A 25,791-nucleotide genomic window follows, 5' to 3' on the forward strand; every position below is an offset into this window, starting at 1 on the left:
GGGGTCAGATTCCTCGCGATGTTGCAAGTCTAAAAATGCCGCAGCGCAGCGCAACAAGCACCGTTCGGTACTGTTAACCAATTCTCAAAGGTTAACAGCACAGACTTATTAGCAGAAATTCACCCCTCTGTTGCGTGCCACGGCGCGCCACCGTCAGGAGACCAGATGATGAAGTTCCTTGCAGCCGCCCTTGTGATTCTAGCAACAGCAGCCTCCGCCCAGTCCAACAATTGCGCGGATCATGCGATGGTCGTGGAACGGCTTGCCAGCGGTTATGGTGAATCTCGCCAATCCATCGGGCTCGGCGCGGACAACACGGTGGTTGAGGTCTTTGCCTCCCTCGAAACCGGCACTTGGACGATCACTGTCACCACCCCCGGCGGCCCGACATGTATGGTCGCCAGCGGCGCGGCGTTTCAGGTTCTTGCGGAAGCCCTGCCAAACACCGACAGCGGCGCTTAACCGAAAGTCCCGTCCCAGATCAGCTTCACGGATACGAGCAGTAGCGTCCACGCGACGATGTTAAAAAACACGCGATCCGGCATGATCTTCACCAGCCGATAGCCAACAAACACCGCCACCACAGCCGGTAAAAAAAGTAACGCCGCGACGCGCAGGTTTTGTGGCGCCAACTGGCCAAGGAAGTAATAGGGCACGATCTTTGACGCGTTCATGATCGCAAAAACAATCGTCGTCGTGCCTGCAAACACCATCTTGGAAAGGCCCTGTGGCAGCACCCATATCTGCCAAGGCGGCGCACCCGCGTGGCTAACAAAACTGGTAAATCCCGCGACACTTGTCCAAAACAAACCCTGCCCCCAAGTCGCAGGCCTCGGTGGCCCATCAACCGCGCGTCGCATCAGCAAAGACAAAGCAAAGACCGCGCCGATAAAGCCTATCAGCAAACGCACGAACTGTTCCGAAACGATCGACGCCGTTACCCAGCCAATCAAACCGCCGAACAAAATACCCGGAACAGCAATACGCACGACATCGCGGCTGAATTCCTTACGGTAGGCCCAGACGCCAAAAACGTCGGAAAACACGAAGACCGGCAACAGTAGGCCCGCCGCTGCAACTGGTGAAATTACCAGCGAAAGCAAAGGAACACCGAGCATTCCGAACGCTGGCACCCCCCCTTTTGACAGCCCAACACAAAACGCTGCGGCAATGCCGGCCATCCAAAAAATTGTTCCGTCCACAAGGTGGCCTTTCCGATCAGGAATCACATCCGGTTGCGCAAATCAGCGAACACAGGCCGAATAGTTTTTCAAACTCTAAAGCAAACTTTCCCCTGCAAACAATGACCTATGCCGCAGTGCAGCGCATCACACTTGCGCGAGGCGAGCCAAAGGACTAGGCAAGCTGCGACTAAAACGACCAACATCGAAGCACACAAGGATCCATTCACAATGGCTAGACCTAAGATCGCCCTGATCGGCGCCGGAAACATTGGCGGCACACTTGCCCACCTCGCAGCTGTAAAAGAACTTGGCGACGTCGTCCTGTTCGACATCGCTGACGGCCTGCCACAAGGTAAAGCCCTCGACATCGCAGAATCCGGCCCTTCCGAGGGTTTTGACGCCGCAATGTCCGGCACATCCGACTACGCAGACATCGCAGGCGCAGACGTTTGCATCGTCACGGCTGGCGTTGCGCGCAAGCCAGGCATGTCCCGCGATGACCTGCTGGGCATCAACCTCAAAGTTATGAAATCTGTTGGCGAAGGTATCGCCAAGCACGCACCAAACGCGTTCGTTATCTGTATCACAAACCCGCTGGATGCGATGGTTTGGGCACTACGCGAATTCTCTGGCCTGCCGCACAACATGGTTTGCGGCATGGCGGGTGTTCTTGATTCCGCGCGTTTCCGTCACTTCCTCGCTGAGGAGTTTGACGTGTCCATGCGTGACGTAACTGCGTTCGTTCTGGGCGGCCACGGCGACACGATGGTTCCATCTGTTCGTTATTCCACTGTTGCAGGCATCCCATTGCCTGACCTGATCGAGATGGGTTGGACAACACAGGAAAAAATGGACGCAATCGTTCAGCGCACTCGCGACGGCGGTGCCGAAATCGTTGGCCTGCTGAAAACAGGCTCCGCGTTCTACGCACCAGCAACATCCGCGATTGAGATGGCTGAAGCCTTTCTTAAAGACCAAAAACGCGTTCTGCCGTGTGCAGCATACGTTGACGGCGCGCTTGGCCTGAACGGCATGTATGTTGGTGTTCCAACAGTGATCGGCGCCGGCGGTGTTGAGCGTGTTGTTAACATCAAGCTGAACAAAGAAGAGCAAGCGATGTTCGACACATCTGTTGCTGCGGTTCAGGGCCTTGTTGATGCCTGCATCGGTATCGACGGCTCTCTTGCTTAATTGAGCAGGCTCAAAAATCTATTGCTGGTGGCGGGGCTGACCCTCGCCACCAGCGCACAGTCCCAACCGATCATCGACTTTGATGCGATGCCGGAACCGTACCAAACCGTCGAAATCGACCTCGACGGTGACGGCACATCCGAGGTTGCCAGCGCCTTCACTCTCAACGACAGATTTGGAATCGTGACAATTCGCCCGCCGGAAACCGGCGGCAACTGGAACATCGACGCCGCGTTCGTCGTCCCAATCAACTTGTCCGATTTCGACACCCTTGAAGCGCTGCCCAACGGCAATCTGCGTATCCATTGGGGCTGTTTTGCTTGCGGGCGCACACATAATCATCGATCCGTCACCGTTGATTGGCGCGACGACATTGCGCAGGTCATTGGTTACGATGATACCTACGCAGACCGTCTGTTTGCCGCCGTTTTCAGTTGTTCGGTCAATTTCCTCACGGGTGACGCCATTGTTGTTGCCGACGATATTGATGAAACGCGCGAACTGGCGACCGACACAAGAAGCTATCCGCTCAGCGACCTAGGGGACGGGCATTTGCCGCAGGTCTGCAGCACGGCTTATGAGCGTTACAACGACGACTTCATGCACGAACACTTCTCTGATCAATAATCTAAATCGCATCGCCCCCCTTGACTGAACGTCGTTCATGAACTATGTTCAGAAATGTAAGGAGACTCACATGCGTTATATTATTCCTGCCGCCATCGTCGGCATCACAGTTGCTGCTGCTGCCCGTGCCGATACCGAATACTCTGCCATGATCCGCGATCTGGGGCTTTCCCAGACCAAAGACGCGCTTATGGAGGTTTCAAACCCCACCCCGTCTGATCGCTTCGCCTTGGGGGGCGTCCATTTCCTCAGTGTCGTGGAAGAAGCGCTGCAAACGCAGTACCGCGTAGGCGTAAACCAACAGATGGCCGAGATGTCCGGCTTGCCGTTCCTGCGCTTACCTGTTGCACAGAACCCCTCCCCCGAAGGCTTCTACCCCGAGGTTATTGAGGATATCTTCACCGCCGCGCTTACTGACCTCGATGGAGCGCTCGCGCAGCTCGATGAGATTTCAGATGGTGACGACATCGGGGTTGTTATCAACACCGCCGACATTTGGTTCGATATCAACATGAACGGCACCTATGACACGGGCGAAAACCTGTTTGAAGTTGCCGGTGGTGACCTCAACCGTGGTTTGGAGACTGATTTCACTCCGCCAGTCGTGCGCTTTGACACCTCTGATGCGGCGTGGCTGTCTGCCTACGCCCACCTCCTGAGCGGGGTGAGCGAGGCAATCCTCGCCGTTGGCCCCACGGAAGCAATTGAACGCGTCACCACCAGCGCCGCAGAATTCAACGCGATGGGCCGCGACGGACGGGACTACATGATGTTTTATGACGAAGACCGTTGGCTCGATATGGCAGCGATGTTCATCCATGCCATCGAAGGCCCCGTCGACGTTGATCGCTCCCGCGCAGCGCATGCCCACCTTCTTGGCATGATCCAAGACAACAAGGTGTTCTGGGACCGCGTCAGCCGTGAAACCGACAACGACCGCGAATGGATCCCCAACAAGAACCAGCAAAGCGCGCTGCCAATTCCATTTCCGACAAACCTCGGCGATCAGTGGCGCAATGTGCTGACCGAAGCCGAAATGATGTTAAACGGCGAATTGCTGATCCCCCACTGGCGCCTGCCAGGCGGCATGGGCATCGACCTCGAGGCGTTCATGCAAAACCCGCCTGAGCTGGACATCTTCGCGCTGATCCAAGGGGAGTCCATCCTGCCCTACGTGGAACGCGGCCCGGAAATGAGCGGGCAAGCATGGCGTTCGTTTGAGCGCATGGTCGGCGGAGACGCAGCCTTCTACGCCATTATCTTGAACTGATCTGGTGCAAAATCAGGCCTGCGTCACGCACGCGGGCCAATCCACTGGCGCTCCGGCGCTGCGAGGGTAGACTATTTCCCAACTGATTCCGCTTTAAGCGCATATTTACCGTGTTGGCGCTAACCACTTATTAATTTGTGATCACACTTTTTAAAGCTGTGATCACAAATGTCGCTTTTTCGGCGAATCCGCCAAGAAACGCTTTTTTTAAGCTCGTTTAACGGGTCTATATCGTTTCAACGCAGATCAGACCGAAGGACGACTTCATGAACATTCACGAATATCAGGCAAAAGCACTGCTCGCTTCTTATGGGGCACCCGTCAGTGATGGCCGCGCAGTCCTCAAAGCTGAGGACGCTAAGACCGCCGCTGGCGAAATGGACGGCCCACTTTGGGTTGTTAAGGCGCAGATCCACGCAGGTGGCCGCGGCAAAGGTAAATTCAAAGAAGCAGACGCTGGCGATGCCGGCGGTGTTCGCCTGACAAAATCCGCTGTTGAAGCGGCTGAAGAAGCTAAAAAGATGCTGGGCCGCACATTGGTCACGCACCAGACTGGCCCAGCCGGTAAGCAAGTGAACCGCATCTACATCGAAGACGGTTCCGGCATTGAAACAGAAATGTACCTCGCCCTGCTGGTTGATCGTCAGACATCCCGCATCGGTTTCGTTGTCTCTACTGAGGGCGGCATGGACATCGAAGAAGTGGCCGAGAAGACCCCTGAAAAAATCCTGAACTTCACAGTGGACCCAGCGACAGGCTACCAAGCCTACCACGGCCGCCGCGTTGCATTCGCCCTCGGTCTTGAAGGCCAGCAGGTTAAGCAGTGCGTGAAACTGATGGGCCAGCTTTACAAAGCCTTCACTGAAAAAGACATGGAAATGCTTGAGATCAACCCGTTGATCATCACAGACGAAGGCAGCCTCAAGGTTCTCGACGCGAAGGTCGCATTCGACGGCAACGCGGTTTACCGCCACGCTGACATCGCCGCCCTACGCGATGAAACAGAAGAAGACCCGAAAGAACTGGCAGCGTCCAAGTTTGACCTCAACTACATCGCGCTCGACGGTGAAATTGGCTGCATGGTCAACGGTGCTGGCCTCGCGATGGCGACAATGGACATCATCAAACTTTACGGTGCTGAGCCTGCAAACTTCCTCGACGTTGGTGGCGGCGCTACCAAAGAGAAAGTGACAGAAGCGTTCAAAATCATCACGTCCGACCCACAGGTCAAAGGCATCTTGGTGAACATCTTCGGCGGCATCATGCGCTGTGATGTGATCGCAGAAGGTGTTGTTGCTGCGGTGAAGGACGTTGGTCTTCAGGTTCCACTGGTTGTGCGTCTCGAAGGGACAAACGTTGAAGAAGGCAAAGCCATCATCAACAACTCCGACGTAGACGTCATCGCGGCTGACGACCTTAAGGACGGCGCTGAAAAGATCGTGAAAGCGGTAAAGGGTTGAATTAGTGCGCGCTGTTCGAAATATATTTGCCGCTGCGACCGTCTTGTGCGGTTCAGCGGCTGCTGCTGATATCTCAGCAGATATGCAGAGCATCACCCAGTTTTGCTCCCACTATGTGCAAACCAGTCAAATGACGAACCTTTTGATGCAAAACGGCTTTGAACACCGCCGTGGCGAGTTTCGGAAATCCTACAATTCCTCCGTAATTGGAGGAACCCAACCGGTCATTAACGTCGAAGCACGCGAGTCCCGCTCTGGGCTTGGATGCTCTGCGACCTTTGGAATCGTGGGTAGAAACGATGGTTCACGTTTGATCTCAATTGCACAACAGACATTGCGTCAACTCGGCTACTCCGAAACGCCTGTTACAGGGCGCAACGGTCGGCGCGAAACAGCGTTTGTCTTAAATGGAATCGCAGTCAAACTAGGTGGAAGAACTGATTCATCGCACAGCTCATATTCCTCGTTCATTTTTTTCCAGCGACTGAACTAACGTTCGCTGAAGCAATTCAATAGGAGCCAACAACATGGCCATTCTCATCGACGAAAACACCAAAGTCATCTGTCAGGGCCTTACAGGTTCGCAGGGTACATTCCACTCTGAACAGGCAATCGCATACGGCACCAACATGGTTGGCGGCGTGACACCGGGTAAGGGCGGCCAAACGCACCTCGACCTGCCAATCTTCAACTCCGTCCACGAAGCAATGCACGTCACCGAGGCGAATGCCTCCGTGATCTACGTGCCTCCGCCCTTCGCAGCGGACTCTATCCTTGAAGCGATTGACGCCGAGATGGAATTGATCATCTGTATCACTGAAGGCATCCCAGTTCTGGACATGATGAAAGTGAAGCGCGCGTTGGAAGGCTCCAAATCCCGCCTCGTTGGTCCAAACTGCCCGGGTGTTATCACACCTGACGCTTGCAAAATCGGCATCATGCCGGGCCACATCCACAAGCGTGGTTCCGTTGGTGTTGTGTCCCGCTCCGGTACGCTGACCTATGAAGCTGTAAAGCAAACATCTGATAGCGGCCTTGGCCAGTCCACTGCTGTGGGCATCGGCGGCGACCCGATTAAGGGCACTGAGCACATCGACATCCTCGACATGTTCCTTGATGACGACGAAACACAGTCCATGATCATGATCGGTGAAATCGGTGGTTCCGCAGAAGAAGAAGCCGCTGAATTCCTGACCGAACAGAAGAAAAAAGGCCGCTGGAAGCCAGTCGCTGGTTTCATCGCTGGCCGCACAGCACCTCCAGGCCGTCGCATGGGCCACGCTGGCGCGATTGTTGCAGGCGGCAAAGGCGACGCTGAAAGCAAGATCGAAGCGATGAAGTCCGCTGGTATCGTTGTGGCTGATAGCCCTGCGACACTGGGCGAAGCTGTGTTGAAGGCGATTGGGTAAGTAATGTGAGGTGGGGTTCGCCCCACCTCGAGACTGACGGAGTTAAGATGAAACCTATCCTAGCCATTCGCTCAGCGATGTCGCATGCATTTGACTTTACTGGCCGCGCTACTCGATCAGAGTTTTGGTGGTTTTTCTTGTTTATTGCAATTTTGCATTCTGTGTTGGCAAACTACTTTGCTGCGCCAAATCCAAACGGTTTCTCGTTCCACTTCGGCATCTATCTATCGCTCGACATAAATGAACCTTGGTGGAGCAATGTTTACGCGATCGTCTTTGTTCTACCATTTGCGTCGGCTCTCGTACGACGGGGCCACGATATTAACGTACATGGAAGCAAGTTCTTTATCGTTCCATTCATCGTCTTTGCAGCATTCGTTGTTATCGTGAAAGCACTACCTACCCAAGAAATTTTCAACACATTTATGTTTGTTTCCTTACTATTTCTGTTTGTAGGCTTTTTGATTGTGACTCTCAAACGATCCGACCCCGACACCAACCGTTTTGGCCCTAACCCCAATGAGGTCCCCTCATGACTGACCAATCTTCCAACGACCAATTCCACGCATCCTCCTTCATGCAAGGGCACAATGCGGAATATATCGAGCAGCTTTATGCGCGCTATGCGGAAAACCCGAACGCGGTCGACGAAAGTTGGCAGGCGTTTTTCGCCTCGTTGGGCGATGCCCCTGCGGATGCTCAGGCCGAGGCCGCTGGCGCATCTTGGGGCCGTGCTGATTGGCCACCGATCCCGAACGACGATCTAACAGCCGCACTGGATGGTCAGTGGGCTGCGGAACCCGAAGCCGCCAGCAAGAAGATCAAAGCAAAGGCCGCAGCTGCGGGCGTTGCCGTGTCCGAAGACCAAGTGCGCAACGCGGTGCTGGATTCCATCCGCGCCCTGATGATCATCCGCGCCTACCGTATTCGCGGGCACCTGGTGGCTGACCTTGACCCACTCGGTATGCGGGATCAGACCCCGCATCCCGAATTGGACCCAGCGTCCTACGGCTTCACCGCCGCCGACATGGACCGCAAGATTTTCATCGACAACGTGCTGGGCCTTGAGCACGCGACCATGAACGAAATCCTCGCCATCGTGCGCCGCACCTACTGCGGCACCTTTGCGTTGCAGTACATGCACATTTCCAACCCCGAAGAAGCGGGTTGGCTGAAAGAACGCATCGAAGGCTACGGCAAAGAGATCGCGTTCACCAAAGAGGGCCGCAAGGCGATCCTGAACAGCCTTGTTCAGGCCGAGGGCTTTGAGAAATACCTGCACGTCAAATACATGGGCACCAAGCGTTTCGGCCTTGATGGTGGCGAAAGCCTAATCCCCGCGATGGAGCAGATCATCAAACGTGGCGGGCAATTGGGCCTGCGCGATATCGTGATCGGCATGCCCCACCGTGGCCGCCTGTCCGTCCTCGCCAATGTTATGGAAAAGCCCTACCGCGCGATCTTCAACGAATTTCAGGGCGGCAGCTTTAAGCCCGAAGACGTGGACGGCTCTGGCGATGTGAAATATCACCTCGGCGCGTCGTCTGATCGTGAATTTGACGGCAATTCGGTTCACCTGTCGCTAACTGCGAACCCGTCCCACCTTGAGGCCGTGAACCCCGTTGTTCTGGGTAAAGTCCGCGCCAAGCAAGACCAGACAAACGACGTTGACCGCACTAAATCTATGGCGATCCTGCTGCACGGCGATGCGGCCTTCGCGGGCCAAGGCGTTGTTGCAGAAGGCTTCGCGCTGTCAGGTCTGCGTGGCCACCGCACAGGCGGCACCATGCATATCGTTGTGAACAACCAGATCGGGTTCACCACGGCGCCGCACTTCAGCCGCTCATCGCCTTACCCAACGGACAATGCGCTGGTGGTCGAAGCACCGATTTTCCACGTGAATGGCGATGATCCCGAGGCTGTGGTTCACGCCGCCCGCGTCGCCACTGAATTCCGCCAAAAGTTCCACAAAGACGTGGTTCTCGACATCATTTGCTACCGCCGCTTTGGTCACAATGAGGGCGACGAGCCGATGTTCACCAACCCGGTGATGTACAAGAAGATCAAACAGCAAAAGACCACGCTGACGCTGTATACAGATCGCCTCGTGCAAGACGGCCTCATGCCTGAGGGCGAGATCGAGGATATGAAGCAAGCGTTTCAGGATTATCTGGCCGCTGAATTCGAGGCCGGAACAGATTACAAGCCAAACAAAGCTGATTGGCTGGACGGCAAGTGGTCCCATCTGGACAGCCAGAAAGACCTGTACCAGCGTGGCCAAACGGCGATCAAAAAAGAGACCTTTGATCAAATCGGTAAGGCGCTGACATCCGCACCCGAAGGCTTCCCGCTGCACAAAACCGTGGGCCGTATTCTGACTGCGAAAGCCAAGATGTTTGAAACCGGCGAAGGGTTTGACTGGGCAACCGGCGAGGCACTGGCATTCGGGTCCCTACTAACCGAAGGCTACCCTGTGCGCTTGGCCGGCCAGGATTCCACACGCGGCACGTTCTCACAGCGTCATTCCGGCCTCGTGAACCAAGACACCGAAGAACGTTACTACCCGCTGAACCACATCCGCGACGGCCAAGGTAACTACGAAGTCATCGACTCCATGTTGTCCGAATACGCGGTTCTTGGATTTGAATACGGTTACTCGCTGGCAGAACCAAACGCGCTGACCCTCTGGGAAGCCCAGTTTGGTGACTTTGCAAATGGTGCGCAGATCATGTTTGACCAGTTCATTAGTTCCGGTGAATCCAAATGGCTGCGTATGTCCGGCCTCGTCTGCCTGCTGCCACACGGCTATGAAGGCCAAGGCCCAGAGCACTCCTCCGCACGTCTTGAGCGTTTCTTGACCATGTGTGGCGGTGACAACTGGATCGTGGCGAACTGTACGACACCTGCGAACTACTTCCACATCCTGCGCCGTCAGTTGCATCGCAGCTACCGCAAGCCGCTTATCATGATGACGCCAAAGTCGCTGTTGCGTCACAAACTGGCCGTGTCCAAAGCGGAGGAATTCCAAGACGGTTCCTCGTTCCACCGCATCATGTGGGACGACGCCCAGCACGGGAATTCCGTCGCCAAATTGGTCGCTGACGACAAGATCAAGCGCGTCGTCATGTGCTCTGGCAAAGTCTACTTCGACCTTCTTGAGGAACGCGACGCACGCGGCATCAATGACGTCTACCTGATGCGTTACGAGCAGTTCTATCCATTCCCTGCGCAATCCGCAGTGAAGGAATTGGAACGCTTTACAAACGCCGAAATGGTCTGGTGTCAGGAAGAACCAAAGAACCAAGGCGCTTGGTCGTTCATGGAGCCCAACATCGAATGGGTCCTGACACGCATCAAAGCCAAGCACACACGCCCCGTCTACGCGGGCCGCGCCGCTGCCGCCTCGCCCGCCACGGGCCTCGCGTCGCGCCACAAAGCAGAACAAGCCGCTCTCGTTGACGAAGCGCTCACCGTTAAAGGATCAAAATAATGACCGAAGTCCGCGTCCCCACCCTTGGCGAATCCGTCACCGAAGCAACTGTTGCCACATGGTTCAAAAAGCCCGGCGATACCGTCGCACAAGACGAAATGCTGTGTGAGCTTGAAACAGACAAAGTAACTGTTGAGGTGCCCGCACCCGCCGCTGGTACCCTGTCCGAAATCGTTGCCAATGAAGGCGATACAGTTGGCGTTGATGCGCTCTTGGCACAAATCTCAGCTGGTGGCGAAGCCGCCCCAACGAAGGCCGCTCCCGCCCCACAGGCACAAGAAGCCGCACCTGTATCCGGAGGAAATGAAATGGATATTATGGTTCCAACGCTCGGTGAATCCGTAACCGAAGCGACAGTATCCACATGGTTCAAGAAACCGGGCGAAGCATTCGTCGCTGACGAAATGCTGTGCGAGCTTGAGACTGACAAAGTTTCCGTCGAAGTGCCTGCACCCGCTGCTGGTGTATTGACCACGGTCCTCGCAGAAGAAGGCGCCACCGTTGAAGCGGGCGGCAAACTCGCCGTGATGTCTACAGACGCAAGTGCAGCCCCTGCACCCGCTCCAGCCGCTGCTGCTGCGGCCCCAGTAGCAGCTTCTGGAAAGGACGTCGAAGACGCACCTTCCGCCAAGAAACTGATGGCCGAAAACAACCTCACAGACGTGCAAGGCACCGGCAAAGACGGCCGCGTGATGAAAGAGGACGTGCTAAAAGCAATGGCCGCCCCTGCGCCAGCCACTGTTGCCGCCGCCCCACCACGCGCACCTGTTGCAGCTGACCAAGCCGCCCGCGAAGAACGCGTGAAAATGACACGCCTGCGCCAGACCATCGCGCGCCGCCTGAAAGAATCTCAGAACACAGCCGCCATGCTGACAACCTACAACGAGGTCGACATGACCGAGGTGATGGCCCTACGTAATGAGTACAAAGACCTGTTCCTCAAGAAGCACGGCGTAAAGCTCGGCTTCATGTCCTTCTTCACCAAGGCCTGTGTGCACGCGCTGAAAGAAGTGCCCGAAGTGAATGCCGAAATCGACGGCACCGATGTGGTTTACAAAAACTACGTCAACATGGGCATCGCGGCGGGTACGCCAACAGGTCTGGTTGTTCCGGTTCTTAACGACACCGACCAGATGTCCTTTGCCGAGATCGAAAAAGCCATCGCTGAAAAAGGCGCAAAGGCGCGTGACGGAAAACTCAGCATGGAAGAAATGCAGGGCGGCACATTCACCATCTCAAACGGTGGTGTCTATGGTTCCTTGATGTCGTCCCCGATCCTGAACCCACCACAGTCCGGTATCTTGGGAATGCACAAAATCCAAGACCGCCCGATGGCGATCAAAGGCGAAGTCGTCATCCGCCCAATGATGTATCTGGCCCTGTCCTACGATCACCGCATCGTCGACGGCAAAGGCGCTGTGACGTTCTTGGTCCGCGTCAAAGAAGCCCTTGAAGATCCACGTCGTCTGTTGATGGACCTATGATAAGCGTCAGGCACGGCATTGGTCGTGCCTGAACGTTGTTGGTGTTATGAGACGCTTTATCCGCATATCATTCCTAGTACTCGCCTTAGGCGTTGGCCTGTTTGGCTATACTCAGGTCATGGCACGAGTCGCATCAGGAACACCGCCACCGATAGCGGCCGAGCACGAACAAGCACACGAAGTTTTGGTCATTAAATCCACGCGTGAACTTCACCTCCTGAGAAATGGTGCAACCTTTCGTCGGTATGCGGTCTCATTGGGTGGTTCCCCAACAGGCCATAAGTCACATGAAGGTGACGAACGAACACCCGAAGGCACTTACACAATCGACTGGCGCAACGAGAATTCTGTTGCACACCTCAGTCTCCATATCTCTTATCCCAACACCGAAGACACCGCCGCTGCCGTCGCCCAAGGCGATGACCCTGGTGGCAATATTATGATCCACGGCCTTCCAAACGGTTGGGGATTTTTGGGTCGGCTTCACCTTTCATGGGATTGGACCAATGGCTGCATCGCAGTCACAAACACCGAAATGAGAGAGATTTGGTCGATGGTGCCAAATGGAACGCCAATCACGATTGTTGACACAATATGACCCCAGAACTCACCACCCTCGCCCTCGCAGGCCTTTTGCAAGCGTTGCAGTTCTTCCTCTACTCGACGCTGGCAAACATGCAGGTGCCGACAAAAGTCGCGCTCGGCCCGCGTGACACCCCTGTCGAACTTCAGGGCTACGCTGGCCGTGCCCGCCGTGCGCTAAACAACCATTTCGAAGGGCTGATCCTATTCACCCTCGCCGTGGTCGTCGTGACCCTATCTGACCAATCAACCCCTCTCACCCAAACCGCCGCGTGGACCTACCTTATCGCCCGCGTCCTTTATGTACCTGCCTATCTCATCGGCAAAGGTCCGTGGCGTTCTCTCATTTGGTTCGTCGGATTTATGGCGACCATCACAATTCTGATTGCGGCACTCCTATGACCCAAACAAAACCCCGAATCTGTGTGGTTACATGCATGCGTAACGAGGGGCAGTTCCTTCTGGAGTGGGTCGCCTACTATCGGGCGCTTGGTTTTGACGAGATTATCGTAATGACCAACGATTGCGATGACGGAACAGATTTGATTTTGGACCGCCTAGAAGAGCTAGGACACGTCACTCACGTTCAAAATCTGGCCATGGACGACCTTGCCCCCCTTGAGCGAGGCATTAAACGCGCGTTTGCGCACCCGAAAGTTCAATCCTGTGATTGGCTCATGCTTTGCGACGCAGATGAATTCCCCTACATCGATCACGGTGACGGCAACATCCATGACCTTATCTCTGCGATGCCCGGGCACACTGACTGCATCGCCTTGGCTTGGAAGGCGTTTGGGACATCTGGTTTAGAAGTATTTCCTCAGGGCGCAAATGTGCTTGAGGTAAACACCATGGCCCAAGACGAACCCGACCCCGCGGGCTTTCACAAATCAATCTTTCGCCCAAATAAATTCTCCGAAGCCATCGATCACATGCCGAAATCACCCCACGGCCCGGTGATTGTCCGCAATTCAAACGGGCAGGAAATGAACCCGGTCGCTTTTAACAAGCCTTGGTCGAAATACCGTGGAACCGCTGCAAATCTCGTAACGTTCGAAGGTGCTTGCATGCATCACTACGCGACCCGCGCGGACGATATTTTCGTTATGAAAAATGACCGAGGCGATGGGCGGTTCGCGAGCCACACAAAATACTACAAGAATTCAGGATTCTACACGCGGTTTAACCGGAACGACGTCAGTGACAGGCAAATCGAAAAACTGTTGCCCGCGGTAAAAAGGATCAAGGATTCCTTCATGAAAGACCCCATTCTTTCTGACCTGCACCGAAAAGCAATTGAGCATTTCAAGTCGCATAAAGAGCGCGTTCTGACACCTGAACAGCTCGCAGCTTGGACAAAGAAGACTAAATCTTAGGAGAAATCACATGGCTAATTACGACGTCATCATCATCGGCTCCGGTCCCGGCGGCTATGTCTGCGCGATCCGCTGCGCACAGCTGGGCCTGAAAACGGCCATCGTCGAGGGGCGTGAAACGCTGGGGGGGACATGCCTGAATGTTGGTTGTATCCCGTCAAAGGCGTTGCTGCACGCATCGCACATGCTGCACGAAGCACAGCACAACTTCGCGGCTATGGGCCTGAAGGGTAAAACCCAGTCCGTCGATTGGAAGCAAATGCAGGCCTATAAGGATGATGTCATTGGACAGAACACCAAAGGTGTTGAATTCCTTATGAAAAAGAACAACGTTGATTGGCTTAAGGGATGGGGATCCATCCCTGCGGCGGGCCAAGTCAAGGTCGGCGATGAGGTCCACGAGGCCAAGAACATCATCATCGCGTCCGGTTCTGAAGTGTCTTCGCTTCCCGGTGTCGAGATTGATGAAAAGACGGTTGTGTCCTCCACAGGTGCGTTGGAATTGAAGAAGATTCCAAACAAGCTGGTTGTGATTGGCGCTGGCGTCATCGGGCTTGAGCTTGGCTCTGTTTATAGCCGCCTAGGTTCCGAAGTGACCGTCGTTGAATTCCTCGACGCAGTGACCCCCGGCATGGATGGTGAAATTCAGCGGGTGTTCCAGAGAACTCTTAAGAAACAAGGTATTAACTTCGTCATGGGTGCTGCCGTACAGGGCGTAAAAACCAAGGGCGGTAAGGCGACAGTTACCTACAAACTGCGCAAGGATGACAGTGAAGCGACGGTTGATGCGGATACCGTTTTGGTCGCGACAGGTCGGCGTCCCTACGTTGACGGGCTTGGCCTCGATGCGCTGGGTGTTGAGCGTTCCGAGCGCGGTCAGATCAAGACAGACGGCAACTACGCCACGAACGTTGCGGGTATTTACGCGATTGGCGATTGCATCGATGGCCCAATGCTAGCCCATAAAGCCGAAGACGAAGGCATGGCCTGTGCAGAAGGCCTTGCCGGGCAAAAACCGCACGTTAACTACGGTGTGATCCCTGGGGTCATCTACACGCACCCTGAAGTCGCGAATGTAGGCAAGACCGAGGAACAGCTGAACGAAGAAGGCATCGATTATAAGGTCGGCAAGTTCTCCTTCATGGGCAACGGCCGCGCTAAGGCGAACTTTGCGAGCGACGGTTTTGTAAAACTCCTCGCGGATAAGGCGACAGACCGCATCTTGGGCGCGCATATCATCGGCCCGATGGCTGGGGACCTTATCCATGAGGTATGCGTTGCGATGGAATTTGGCGCTGCAGCTGAAGATCTCGCACGCACATGCCACGCCCACCCAACCTACTCCGAGGCCGTGCGCGAAGCTGCATTGGCCTGTGGTGATGGTGCGATCCACGCGTAATTTTCATTAACAGATTGTTAACCGAGATGACGGGCGGAGCCAGAAATGGCCCGCCCGTTGTCAAATCCTTGCCTTATCCTTGCCGCACAGCCCGCGCATACCTGACCTTCTAGCACAACCAGAAGGTATCAAAATGCGTAAGCTTCTATCGACCCTCGCCCTCGTTTTCGGGCTTTCAACAACCGCATCAACAGCAGATGCCTATGTCGTATCGGGCGAAGATTTACGTTTTGTAGCCGAGACAACCCTCTCTGGTTCCGACGGCACCCCTATGGCTTTGTGTCACCTTGTCGACTTCACGAATGCGCTGTTTGTTCCCGTCTATACAGCGGTACAGTCTTATGCACTGTCTCCGGATGGATGCACGGGCGATGCGTACCGCTCACTTTCCGCGGCACAGTTTACTGCCATGCAAGCGTCTGGACTTCTTCCTGCTGGGCTCCCTGAAACGCCGGCGGCGAACATCAAAGACCTTTTGTGGGGCCATGCCTGGTTGGTCCTCGCCGTCATCGGCATCGTGTTTCGCGCGCTTATGGCATTTCGCGATCGTGGCCCACGAAAATCCAAATCACCAGACGCCCTCGCAATCCACTCCCTTGTCGCGATGAGCCAAGTTGCTATCGCAGATGGGCGGATCGATGACGCAGAGGTACAACAAATTTCAAGCATCCTGACCAGACTGACGGGAACGTCTTATGCTCCCCAACAGGTCATGGAGCTCTTGAGCCGGTTGAATCCGTCCCCTTCTGATATTGATCAGATCGGCGATGGCCTGTCTGAACAAGACCGCCAGATCGTCCTAGAGGCCGCGTTGAACATTGCTGTTGCTGACGGTGAAATTCATCCAAGCGAATACGCCGTAGTTTCAGATTTGGCCCAACGCATGCGTATCGGCGCGGATCAATTCCGCAGCGCAATGGCACGCATCTCAGCGCATTTGCAGACGATTCCGCAGGTTTAGACCTTCAACATCCGCAGGCCTTGGGTCGCGTCTGAACGCACAGCGAGCTTTAGGCTTGCCTCGTCGCCTGCCTTAAGCGCTGCAAGTATCAGCAGGTGGTTTCGCGGCGGTTCCGTGCGCCGCAAACGCCCGTAAAGTTTTGACATCGTCGGGCCAAGTTGCAGCCAAATGGTTTCCGCCATAGCCAACATTGCTGGGGCCTGTGCACGTAAGTAAAGGGTTCGGTGAAATTCAAGGTTCAGCTTGATGTATCCTGGCGCATCCTGTCGCGCGATGACCCGCGCCACGCGCCCGTTGATTTCTTCCAAGCGTTCGATCAACGCCATATGTGCCCTCGGTAATGCGCGCGCGGCAAGCTCTGGCTCTAGCAGTGCCCGCAGAGTCGCTAGTTCCTCGATCCGTTCGTTGGAAAGTTCCGGCGTCGATACACGCCCGGATGAGGATAGGAATAATGCCCCTTCCGCCACCAGACGTCGTGCCGCTTCACGTGCGGGCGTCATCGATACCTCAAACTCTTTGCCGATCCCACGCAGCGTTAGCGCCTGCCCGGGGTCAATTTCACCGTGCATGATACGGGCGCGCAACGTGCGGTACACACGATCATGGGCGGCACCGGTGGGTTCGTTTGCTTTGGACTGGATCAACATGCGGCATTTGTGATCACATCACGAGGTAACGTCAATCAAAACGCACACGATGTAACGCGCCGCCGTTTTCGCGCAGCCATTTGCGGCATGCCTTATGTGCGGGAAACAGACGCTCGACAGCAGCCCAGAAACGTGGCGAATGATCCATGTGCTGTAGGTGCGCGACTTCATGGGCCGCGACGTACTCAAGCACCTCCGTGGGGGCCATAATCAGACGCCACGAATACATCAGGTCCCCTGCAGAAGAGCACGACCCCCAGCGTGACCGTGTGTCACGCAGTGAAATACGGCCGTAAGGTTTGCCCAAAGCTGTCGAATAGCGATCAGAGGCATCAGCCAAGGCATCGCGGGCCTGTAATTTCATAAACGCTGCGACACGTTTGCCCACTTTGTCAGGCTCATCCGGCAATGCCAGTGCACCGTCGATAATACGTGCCCGCTTCACGTCGCCTGCGACCAACGGTAGCGCTGCGCCGCGAAACATCACAGTACCGCCCAACACAACGGGTACTTCAGGCTCGATTCCATTCAAGTGACCGCGCAGCCATGCTTCGCGTTCGCGCAAGAACGCCATTCCTTCACGTTCAGGCACCCGATTGGGCAAAGTCAGCGTCGCACGCCCGTCTAAGCGTGAAATACGCAAGCTAAGACGCCTTGCACGCGCAGAACGCCGCAACAGAACCTCCACAGGGGGGTTGCCTTCAAGGATCAAACGTCCCATATCCGCCTTTCACATTTAATCGCGCCAAATGCCTTTGACTTAGACCAGTCCTTATGGCAGTTGGCGACGATCCGGCCAAGTGGCCGAGCCGCCAAAAGGAAGATCACATGCCAAAGGAAGAGTGGGGCACAAAGCGCCTCTGCCCGGAAACTGGAAAACGGTTCTACGACCTGAACGCCGATCCAATTGTCAGCCCTTACACTGGTGAGGTTGTTGTTATTGAAACAGGCAAGACCCGCACGATGGTTGCTGATGCTGCTGATGCCCAGTCCAAGAAGGATGAAGTGAACGCAGAAGACGATGATCTCGTTCTCGATGATGACGACGAGGATGATGCGGATCTGGGTGACGACGTTCTGGATGACGATGACGATGACACGGTTCCTCTCGAGGAAATCGCTGACGTTGCTGCGCCAGACGACGATTCCTAAGACCTGATTAGATTTTGGGGCTTTAGGGCGGGATTTTCTCTTGATCTCGCCCGCCCCGCTGTTTAGGCAGCACCTTGTCGCAATAGCGACACCCTATGGTTTAGGGGCATTAGCTCAGCTGGGAGAGCGCCTGCATGGCATGCAGGAGGTCAGCGGTTCGATCCCGCTATGCTCCACCAAACCACCTATTCTTTTCCAGCAATTTTCGGCGCACATGTGTTGAGCTGTTTTTAGGTCACGAACTTGAAACTGGCGCGGCCTAAGCCACGCCAAGTTAAGTCTTACGCCTTCGGCACCGCATCAAAGTCGCTCGCGTCGTGGCGTTCGCGCAGTTGTTCGTGCGCTTCACCCCATCCGCGGTTTACCATGCGACCCTTTTTAAAGGCTGGTCGCGACATGACATCATCTGCCCAACGGTTGACGTTTTCATAACTGGCGGTGTCGAGGAATTCGGCTGCGTCATAGACTGCGCCTTTAACCAACGAGCCATACCAAGGGGCCGCGGCCATATCCGCAATCGTGTACTCGGCACCCGCAATATAGCGGTTCTCTTCGAGTTGCTGGTTCAAGACGTCCAGCTGTCGCTTGGCCTCCATTGTAAAACGATTGATCGGGTATTCGAATTTCTCTGGGGCGTAGGCATAGAAATGGCCAAAGCCTCCGCCTAAATAGGGTGCGGACCCTTGCAGCCAGAACAACCAGTTGAGGGTCTCTGTGCGCCCTTCGATGTCTCGCGGTAAGAACGCACGGAATTTCTCGGCGAGATACAGCAGGATCGCACCGGATTCGAATACGCGTACTCCAGTGGACTTATCAAACAGCGCAGGGATTTTTGAATTCGGGTTCACGTCAACGAAACCACTGGAAAACTGGTCACCTTCGTTGATGTCGATATACCACGCGTCGTAATCCGCAGCGTAGCCCTTGGCCAAAAGCTCTTCCAGCATCACCGTGACCTTCACCCCATTTGGCGTCGCCAAAGAGTGGAGCTGCAACGGGTGTTTCCCGACCGGCAGGTCTTTGTCGTGGGTTGGCCCGGCAATGGGGCGGTTTGTGCTGGCGAACTTGCCACCGTTTTCGGAATCCCATGTCCAGACTTTGGGGGGCGTATAGGTCATTATTGTATCCTTGATGCTGTTGCGCTCAAGCTAAGCACGCCACCGACGGGTGCAATGGGCGCTATAGGAATTAAACTGTCTCGCTTTCAGGCCCTTCGTCGCCTTCGCGTTCAACTAGGGTTGACCACGTCTGCCCGTTTGGCGCGGTAGGTGGTTCGATCGACGATTTCTTGTGAATGTTCACTTTACTCAAGAAGTTTGCGGAAATCGGCGCGGTCACAAACAAAAACGCCATTATCAGCAGTTCATGGAACGAGCCATCACCCGCCACAAACCCGCTTGTCATGGACGCAAGCAAAAGCGCGCCAATGCCCATCGTTCCGACCTTTGTAGGCGCATGAATACGCGTCATCGCGTCACTTAGGCGGAACAAGCCAATTGCACCGACCAACGTAAAGAACGCCCCGATTAGTAGGAAAACGGCGACAGCGTAGGTTCCGATCTCAGCCCAGGTCATTCGATGATGTCCCCCCGCAATACAAATCGCGCATAGGCCACTGTGGACACAAAACCGAGCATGGCGATGATCAAAGCGGCCTCAAAATACATACGTGTCCCTTGGGATATGCCCAAAAGCACGATCAACGCGATTGCGTTCAGAACCATTGTATCAAGCGCCAAAATGCGATCGCCGGAGCCCGGCCCAATGACAAGACGAACCATTGCAAGCAGTTGCGAAATCGCCACCGCTGCGATTGAGATAATAAGCGCGAGGCTCAGGAACTCATCAGCAGGTATCATACGAAAATCTCCTTCAAGCGGGTTTCGTAACGTTGTTTAATGTCGTCGCGGATCGCGTCAGGGTCCGGCGCATCGAGGGCATGAACCAGCAGGCAACTGCCAGAGCTAGACATATCCGCCGATACCGTTCCTGGCGTCAGCGTTATGGTTCCAGCAAGGATCGAAATGGCCTCAGGTTCTCGCAGATCAAGCGGGATGATAATCCATGCAGGGCGTAGTTTTGAATTGGGGCGCGTCAGGACGATCCAAGCCACTTGGATATTTGCAATTAAGATGTCCCACAAAACCAAGATCACATAAGCGATCACTTTACCGATGCGAAAGCCCTGCGGTCTATCGGGCCACCAAACTGCAGTCGCACGTGGAATGATGATCCCAAGGATCAGCCCGAACACCGCCATCCCGTAGGACAGATCCTTTTGTAGAATGATCCAAACAATCGCCAGCAGAAGGGTCATTGCAGGGTGCGGAAATAGCCAATTGAAAAAGCGTTTCATGTCAGTGATTCCCCTCTTCGGTCGCGCCGCTTAGCTTGCCTTCGGTTTCCACAACAATCGCAATGTATGGCTCAGGTGCAAAGAGCTGCGCAGAGGTTGCTGTCATGTACCCCTGCGCATAACCGCCAAAGACAGTGAACGCCGCCATCAATGTGACCAGCCCGCCTGCAGCAGTATAGGATAGGAAATGCGGTGGGGCCTGCGGTTCTGTCTCCTCAGTCGGCTCAACGCTATTGGCTTTCCAGAAAACAACGCTACCCGCGCGGGCAAATCCAACGACAGATATCAAGCTTGCAACAAGGACGACCACCCAGATCCAAACCCCAAACGCCGTTTCAAATGATGCGTCAAGAATGAGGAGCTTTCCGATAAACCCGGACAGCGGTGGAAGGCCCGCCATCGCGATTGCGGCCGCGAAAAACAGCCCTGCCGTCAGTGCCGCGCCAGCAATTGGCGGCATTGCGCTGAGCGTGAGTGACGAGCGGCTGGATTTGACGAGATCAACAATCAGGAACAACGCGGCTCCTGCCAGCGTTGAATGGACGATGTAGTAAAGCGCAGCTGCAATGCCCTCCGGCGTCATAAGCGCAATCGCGACCATCACCATGCCCATCGATCCGATGACAGCAAACGCCACGAGGCGATCTAGTGACTTGGCGGCCAGGACGCCGATCATTCCCAACGCCAGTGAAATCAATGCCGCGGGCATCAACCAAACATCGTGTAGGCCAGCGGTTACATCGAGGTCAGGTGGGAAAATCAAAGTGTAAACGCGGATGATAGCATAGGCGCCCACTTTGGTCATGATGGCGAACAACGCAGCGACTGGACCGGGGGCCTCGGCGTAGCTGGATGGCAGCCAGAAATGCAGCGGGACCATTGCCGCTTTGATGGCAAAAACCAAAAGCAGCAGAACCGACGCCACGCGAATGCCGACGGTCGCATCACCGCTGATCATCTGCGCACGCAGCGCGAGGTCCGCCATGTTGAGCGTTCCTGTTTCCGCATAAATCGAGCCAAGCGCGAACAGAAACAAGGTTGATCCCAGTAGGTTGAACAGCACGTATTGAACACCCGCCCGCAGCCGCACATTGCCGCCTGCGTGGATCATCAAACCGTAGGACGCGATAAGAAGGACTTCAAAGAAAACGAACAGATTGAACAAGTCACCCGTCAGGAAGGCACCCATGATGCCCATAAGCTGGAACTGGAAAAGCGCATGGAAATGTCTGCCACGGTCATCCCAACCAGACCCGATCACATAGAGCAAAACAAACAGCGCCAATACGGAGGTCAACACTATCATCATTGTTGAAAGCATGTCCCCGACAAGGACAATCCCGAATGGTGCTGCCCAATCACCGAGTTGATAGAGGATGATTGTGCCGTCAGAAGCCGTCCATGACAGGCCCGCTGAGATCGCGATGAGTGCAAGCACACCGACGAGCGAGAATATCCGCTGAATGCCAATGTGATACCGTGCAGCCAGAACGATAAACGGAGCGAGCATTGCTGGCAGGACGATGGGAGCGATAATCCAATGGCTCATCCCGCGTCCTCCTCTTCCGCATCTATCGGATCGTCGACCAGATCGTCATTGGTGCCAAGATACGCGCCAAGCGCGATCATCACGACGACAGCCGTCATGCCGAATGAAATCACAATTGCGGTAAGGACCAATGCCTGTGGAAGCGGGTCTGTGTAGGTTGTCACCCCGTCCGTTAAAATTGGTGGTGCGCCGATGGTCAGACGTCCCGAGGCGAACAGGAAGACGTTGACCGCATAGGTCAACAAAGACATTCCCAAGATCACCGGGAAGGTGCGCAACCGTAGGACCAGATACAGGCCTGTTGCCGTCAAGATGCCGACGGCTGATGCAACGAGAACTTCCATGTTACACGCCCCCCTTTGGTGAATTCGCTTCATCTAGGAGCGACGGGTCAACATCCATAGGGTTATCTGAATCCTTTACATGGGCGCGACGCGCCAAACGGGAGAAACTTTCAAGCGACAGCATTACGGCACCAACCACCGCAAGGAAAACGCCAAGGTCGAACAAAGCAGCGGTTGCCAGTTCGAATTTTTCGAACGGCGGAATACGCACGTATGTGAAGTCAGACGTTAGGAACGGCTTGGCAAAAAACCATGACCCGATACCGGTCAATCCTGCCACCAAAACACCTGTTCCAATTACGCCATGATATGGGAAACGGATACGATCAGACGCCCAATTAAACCCACTGGCCATATATTGCATCACCACGGCAATCGACACGATCAACCCAGCGATAAACCCGCCGCCCGGTTCGTTGTGGCCACGTAGGAAAATGTAGAAACCAACCATCAAAACGACAGGCATGATCACACGAGTGAGGACCACCATCATCATTGGGTGCTGGGTGCCGGAAAGCTGTTTATCCGGAACGCGGTTCAAAAGGCGTGCCCGCACCGGACCGTTCAACAAGGTTTCCGTCAGCGCGTAGATCAGCAACGCGGCGATGCCCAAAACGATGATTTCTCCAAAGGTATCAAAGCCACGGAAATCGACGAGGATAACATTGACCACATTGGTACCGCCGCCCCCTTTGTAGGAATTGGCGAGGTGGAATTCCGAAATCGGCGTCGCGATCGCATCGCGCAACAAGTAGTGATAGCTGAGCGCCATTGTCGCCAACCCAGCTGCGCCTGCAACGACGACGTCACGCGTGCGCCGCCATATCGAACTTTCGATCGGCGTGTGATTTGGCAGGAAATTCAACGCCAGAAGCAGCAGAATGATTGTCACAACCTCAACAGTGATCTGCGTCATCGCGAGGTCGGGTGCACTTAGGTAAACGAAGGCGACCGAAACCATAAGGCCAACGATACCAATCAGGATGAGCGCAAGCAGACGATTGTGGTGCAATGACGCAAGACCAAGGGATGCTGCGACCAGCATGATCCATCCGCCAACTTCGGCCCAACCAACGGGCTGAACCTCGCGCGTCATCGGTCCAATCAACCCTGTCGCCCACGCATGATAGCCAGCGGCGACAACAGTTGTCGCCATGATCAACCCATAGCGTGTAAACGCGCCGTTGTGCAGCGGAAGGATCAAAGCGCGGGCGTACATAACGAATGCCGCGATGATATCGTCGAAAATGGTTTTGGCTTCGGGCCGCGGCGTTGCTTCCCACAGGCGCGACAAAGGCTTGAACATCGACAACACGATGAGGCCGCCAACGACCGCTGCAATGGACATGTAAAGCGGGGTCACGAACCCGTGCCAGATTTTGATGTGCGCATCAGGAACTTCAGCGGCAGAACCGAGAACCGCCGCCGTGACGATTTTGACGAAATTCTCAACCAAGAACGGGGCGACACCGATCACAACAACGAGTGTCGCAAGGATCGCGGGCGGCAACCACAGCCCCGCACCGGGGTCGTGTGGTTTTGCGGGATAGCTTTCGGCGTCACGCTTTGGCCCAAGGAAGGTGTGCCCAATCAGGCGGAAACAATAAGCGGCGGAAAACAGCGAACCAAATGTCGCAAGTGCAGGCACCAACCATTCAGGACCAAACAGATACGTGTGCTCCATCTCTTCGAGCATCATTTCCTTGCTGAGGAACCCGTTAAGAAACGGAATACCCGCCATGGAAAGCGCAGCAATTGTCGCGATGATGAAGGTGATCGGCATAAGATGACGCAACCCACCAAGCAGACGGATGTCGCGGGTGTTGGTTTCATGATCAATGATGCCTGCGGACATAAACAAGGCCGCTTTGAATGTCGCATGGTTGAGGATATGGAACATCGCCGCGAACGCGCCGAAGGCCGTGCCAGTGCCAAGCAACATGGTGATAAGCCCAAGGTGCGAGACAGTCGAAAACGCGAGCAGCGCCTTAAGGTCGTGCTTAAACAGCGCAATCACAGCGCCGAGGATCATCGTGATCAGGCCTGCCGTAGTAACGATATAGAACCATTCCGGCGTGCCAGACAGCACTGGCCACATCCGTGCCATCAAGAAAATACCAGCCTTAACCATCGTCGCAGAGTGCAAATAAGCAGACACAGGCGTCGGCGCGGCCATCGCGTGGGGCAGCCAGAAGTGGAATGGGAACTGCGCGGATTTGGTGAAAGCACCCAGCAGAATCAGGATCAGTGCGGGGACATAAAGCGGGTCGGCTTGGATAAGATCGCGGTTCTGCAAGATCACCGAAAGGTCATAGGACCCAACAATCTGCCCGATAATCAGCATACCACCGATCATTGCAAGGCCACCCATACCTGTGACGGTCAGCGCCATGCGTGCGCCTTGGCGACCTGCTTCCAGGTGTTTCCAGTAGCCAATCAAGAGGAAGGAAGACAGGGACGTCAGCTCCCAGAAGATCAACAAAAGCAGTACGTTGTCGGACAGAACGATACCCACCATCGCGCCTTGGAACAGCAGCAGGTAGGTGAAAAATTCGCCCATGTTGTCATCACGCGCAAGATAGAAACGCGCGTAAGCGATGATTAATAGGCCAATGCCTAAGATGAGTGTCGCAAAAAAGAACCCGAGCCCGTCCAGCATGAGCGTTACGTTCAGCCCAAGTTGCGGAAACCAGTTAAAACCGGATTGTACCAAATCACCGTTCAGCACCGCGGGAAGGTTCGTCATCAAGCCGACAAACGCCGCTAATGTCACCGTAAACGTAACGCCCCCCACGGCTTGCCGTCCGGCTGAATTCATCACGCCGGGGAGGAGCGCGCCAAAAAATGGCAGTGCAACGATGAGGAAAAGTGACACGCGGCCTCCTGAAGTTCGGGCTTGGAAACAGTCAAACCTTTTTGGGTTAGTTTTACCTAACCCTCAAGGGCCGTAGAACAAAATCATCTTGGTTTAAGCGGCATTTGTTGGTCAGCGAGAACAAATATCCGTCATGTCGGATCAAACACCTTCAACAAATTTGTAATCACGTTCTGACACTGGCAGGGCAAAACGCAAAGCTTCTTGGTATTCTGGGCCGTTGTAGAATGATTTGGCTGTGTCCATATCAGCGAACCGGATTATCACGCAGCGCGCCCGTGTGGTCCCTTCCATGACCTCAACCTCACCGCCGCGTGCAAGAAACTCACCGCCGTACTTTGCGACAGCGGGCCCAGCTAAGACCGCGTACTTCGCGTATTCGTCGTCGTCTTTCACGTCCACTTGGACAATTGCGTATGCGGCCATTGGTGAGTC

At 55.1% G+C, this 25,791-nt stretch carries 26 protein-coding genes and 1 tRNA gene; 16 read left to right on the forward strand and 11 right to left on the reverse strand.

All coding sequences use genetic code 11. The features are described from left to right. Nucleotides 1-165 precede the first annotated feature (165 nt). Nucleotides 166-462: a hypothetical protein gene (locus OCA8868_RS09205; RefSeq protein WP_093996302.1), complete on the forward strand. Its 297-nt coding sequence runs from the start codon at nucleotides 166-168 to the stop codon at nucleotides 460-462. Here OCA8868_RS09205 and OCA8868_RS09210 read toward each other — a convergent pair. Then, nucleotides 459-1,202: a sulfite exporter TauE/SafE family protein gene (locus OCA8868_RS09210; RefSeq protein WP_093996761.1), complete on the reverse strand. Its 744-nt coding sequence runs from the start codon at nucleotides 1,200-1,202 to the stop codon at nucleotides 459-461. The genes OCA8868_RS09205 and OCA8868_RS09210 overlap by 4 nt on opposite strands. Nucleotides 1,203-1,412: 210 nt before the next feature. Here OCA8868_RS09210 and mdh point away from each other — a divergent pair, with 210 nt between their 5' ends. The 13 genes from mdh (at nucleotide 1,413) to OCA8868_RS09280 (ending at nucleotide 16,433) form a co-directional block, all read left to right on the forward strand. Next, nucleotides 1,413-2,375 carry a malate dehydrogenase gene (mdh, locus tag OCA8868_RS09215; RefSeq protein ID WP_093996303.1) on the forward strand — a complete coding sequence of 321 codons (963 nt, stop codon included), beginning with the start codon at nucleotides 1,413-1,415 and terminating at the stop codon, nucleotides 2,373-2,375. Then, a complete protein-coding gene (locus tag OCA8868_RS09220) occupies nucleotides 2,376-3,002 on the forward strand; it encodes a hypothetical protein (protein ID WP_143849595.1) in 627 nt (208 codons plus the stop codon). Nucleotides 3,003-3,072: 70 nt separating this feature from the next. After that, nucleotides 3,073-4,272: a hypothetical protein gene (locus OCA8868_RS09225; RefSeq protein ID WP_093996305.1), complete on the forward strand. Its 1,200-nt coding sequence runs from the start codon at nucleotides 3,073-3,075 to the stop codon at nucleotides 4,270-4,272. Between the two features lie 266 nt (nucleotides 4,273-4,538). Continuing rightward, entirely contained in the window at nucleotides 4,539-5,732 is a 1,194-nt protein-coding gene (gene sucC / locus OCA8868_RS09230; protein WP_093996306.1) for an ADP-forming succinate--CoA ligase subunit beta, read from the forward strand. 527 nt (nucleotides 5,733-6,259) lie between these two features. Continuing rightward, nucleotides 6,260-7,141, forward strand: coding sequence for a succinate--CoA ligase subunit alpha (gene sucD, locus OCA8868_RS09240; RefSeq protein ID WP_093996308.1), 882 nt, complete (start codon nucleotides 6,260-6,262; stop codon nucleotides 7,139-7,141). Nucleotides 7,142-7,188: 47 nt separating this feature from the next. Further along, nucleotides 7,189-7,677 (forward strand): DUF805 domain-containing protein, encoded by a 489-nt coding sequence (locus tag OCA8868_RS09245; protein ID WP_093996309.1) that lies wholly within the window; start codon nucleotides 7,189-7,191, stop codon nucleotides 7,675-7,677. After that, nucleotides 7,674-10,631 (forward strand): 2-oxoglutarate dehydrogenase E1 component, encoded by a 2,958-nt coding sequence (locus OCA8868_RS09250; RefSeq protein ID WP_093996310.1) that lies wholly within the window; start codon nucleotides 7,674-7,676, stop codon nucleotides 10,629-10,631. The genes OCA8868_RS09245 and OCA8868_RS09250 overlap by 4 nt, the downstream gene beginning before the upstream one ends. Continuing rightward, nucleotides 10,628-12,115: a 2-oxoglutarate dehydrogenase complex dihydrolipoyllysine-residue succinyltransferase gene (odhB, locus tag OCA8868_RS09255; RefSeq protein ID WP_093996311.1), complete on the forward strand. Its 1,488-nt coding sequence runs from the start codon at nucleotides 10,628-10,630 to the stop codon at nucleotides 12,113-12,115. The genes OCA8868_RS09250 and odhB overlap by 4 nt, the downstream gene beginning before the upstream one ends. 46 nt (nucleotides 12,116-12,161) lie before the next feature. Then, on the forward strand, nucleotides 12,162-12,713 hold the full coding sequence (locus tag OCA8868_RS09260; protein ID WP_093996312.1) for a L,D-transpeptidase family protein: 552 nt from the start codon (nucleotides 12,162-12,164) through the stop codon (nucleotides 12,711-12,713). Continuing rightward, the gene (locus OCA8868_RS09265; RefSeq protein ID WP_093996313.1) at nucleotides 12,710-13,099 is read left to right on the forward strand and encodes an MAPEG family protein; all 390 of its coding nucleotides are present in this window, start codon (nucleotides 12,710-12,712) and stop codon (nucleotides 13,097-13,099) included. The genes OCA8868_RS09260 and OCA8868_RS09265 overlap by 4 nt, the downstream gene beginning before the upstream one ends. Beyond that, nucleotides 13,096-14,073: a glycosyltransferase family 2 protein gene (locus OCA8868_RS09270; RefSeq protein ID WP_093996314.1), complete on the forward strand. Its 978-nt coding sequence runs from the start codon at nucleotides 13,096-13,098 to the stop codon at nucleotides 14,071-14,073. Before OCA8868_RS09265 ends, OCA8868_RS09270 begins: the two co-directional genes overlap by 4 nt. Nucleotides 14,074-14,083: 10 nt before the next feature. Next, nucleotides 14,084-15,472 (forward strand): dihydrolipoyl dehydrogenase, encoded by a 1,389-nt coding sequence (gene lpdA, locus OCA8868_RS09275; RefSeq protein ID WP_093996315.1) that lies wholly within the window; start codon nucleotides 14,084-14,086, stop codon nucleotides 15,470-15,472. Between the two features lie 133 nt (nucleotides 15,473-15,605). Beyond that, nucleotides 15,606-16,433 (forward strand): tellurite resistance TerB family protein, encoded by an 828-nt coding sequence (locus tag OCA8868_RS09280; RefSeq protein WP_093996762.1) that lies wholly within the window; start codon nucleotides 15,606-15,608, stop codon nucleotides 16,431-16,433. On the opposite strand, the gene OCA8868_RS09285 is transcribed toward OCA8868_RS09280, so the two are convergent. Together OCA8868_RS09285 and OCA8868_RS09290 are read right to left on the reverse strand one after the other, a co-directional pair. Beyond that, on the reverse strand, nucleotides 16,430-17,080 hold the full coding sequence (locus OCA8868_RS09285) for a GntR family transcriptional regulator (RefSeq protein ID WP_093996316.1): 651 nt from the start codon (nucleotides 17,078-17,080) through the stop codon (nucleotides 16,430-16,432). The genes OCA8868_RS09280 and OCA8868_RS09285 overlap by 4 nt on opposite strands. 31 nt (nucleotides 17,081-17,111) lie before the next feature. Then, nucleotides 17,112-17,801, reverse strand: a complete 690-nt coding sequence (locus tag OCA8868_RS09290) for a M48 family metallopeptidase (RefSeq protein ID WP_093996317.1) — start codon at nucleotides 17,799-17,801, stop codon at nucleotides 17,112-17,114. A 107-nt stretch (nucleotides 17,802-17,908) separates the two neighbouring features. On the opposite strand from OCA8868_RS09290, the gene OCA8868_RS09295 reads away from it, so the two are divergent. Then, on the forward strand, nucleotides 17,909-18,232 hold the full coding sequence (locus OCA8868_RS09295) for a TIGR02300 family protein (protein ID WP_093996763.1): 324 nt from the start codon (nucleotides 17,909-17,911) through the stop codon (nucleotides 18,230-18,232). Between the two features lie 103 nt (nucleotides 18,233-18,335). Then, a tRNA-Ala gene (locus OCA8868_RS09300) sits at nucleotides 18,336-18,411 on the forward strand. 102 nt (nucleotides 18,412-18,513) lie between these two features. On the opposite strand, the gene yghU is transcribed toward OCA8868_RS09300, so the two are convergent. The 8 genes from yghU to OCA8868_RS09340 all read right to left on the reverse strand — a co-directional run bounded on the left by yghU (nucleotide 18,514) and on the right by OCA8868_RS09340 (nucleotide 25,782). Further along, entirely contained in the window at nucleotides 18,514-19,350 is an 837-nt protein-coding gene (gene yghU / locus OCA8868_RS09305; protein WP_093996318.1) for a glutathione-dependent disulfide-bond oxidoreductase, read from the reverse strand. Between the two features lie 70 nt (nucleotides 19,351-19,420). Beyond that, complete coding sequence (locus OCA8868_RS09310) at nucleotides 19,421-19,807, reverse strand: Na+/H+ antiporter subunit G (RefSeq protein WP_093996319.1); 387 nt, start codon at nucleotides 19,805-19,807, stop codon at nucleotides 19,421-19,423. Further along, entirely contained in the window at nucleotides 19,804-20,091 is a 288-nt protein-coding gene (locus OCA8868_RS09315; protein WP_093996320.1) for a K+/H+ antiporter subunit F, read from the reverse strand. Before OCA8868_RS09315 ends, OCA8868_RS09310 begins: the two co-directional genes overlap by 4 nt. Next, nucleotides 20,088-20,588, reverse strand: a complete 501-nt coding sequence (locus tag OCA8868_RS09320) for a Na+/H+ antiporter subunit E (protein WP_093996321.1) — start codon at nucleotides 20,586-20,588, stop codon at nucleotides 20,088-20,090. Before OCA8868_RS09320 ends, OCA8868_RS09315 begins: the two co-directional genes overlap by 4 nt. A 1-nt stretch (nucleotide 20,589) precedes the next feature. Then, nucleotides 20,590-22,137 carry a monovalent cation/H+ antiporter subunit D gene (locus OCA8868_RS09325; protein WP_093996322.1) on the reverse strand — a complete coding sequence of 516 codons (1,548 nt, stop codon included), beginning with the start codon at nucleotides 22,135-22,137 and terminating at the stop codon, nucleotides 20,590-20,592. Further along, nucleotides 22,134-22,481 (reverse strand): Na+/H+ antiporter subunit C, encoded by a 348-nt coding sequence (locus tag OCA8868_RS09330; RefSeq protein ID WP_093996323.1) that lies wholly within the window; start codon nucleotides 22,479-22,481, stop codon nucleotides 22,134-22,136. Before OCA8868_RS09330 ends, OCA8868_RS09325 begins: the two co-directional genes overlap by 4 nt. Nucleotide 22,482: 1 nt before the next feature. Beyond that, a complete protein-coding gene (locus OCA8868_RS09335) occupies nucleotides 22,483-25,356 on the reverse strand; it encodes a monovalent cation/H+ antiporter subunit A (RefSeq protein WP_093996324.1) in 2,874 nt (957 codons plus the stop codon). A 141-nt stretch (nucleotides 25,357-25,497) separates the two neighbouring features. After that, complete coding sequence (locus OCA8868_RS09340; RefSeq protein ID WP_093996325.1) at nucleotides 25,498-25,782, reverse strand: DUF1330 domain-containing protein; 285 nt, start codon at nucleotides 25,780-25,782, stop codon at nucleotides 25,498-25,500. Between the last annotated feature and the right edge of the window lie 9 nt (nucleotides 25,783-25,791).

Source organism: Octadecabacter ascidiaceicola, assembly GCF_900185015.1.
Taxonomy (GTDB): Bacteria; Pseudomonadota; Alphaproteobacteria; order Rhodobacterales; family Rhodobacteraceae; genus Octadecabacter; species Octadecabacter ascidiaceicola.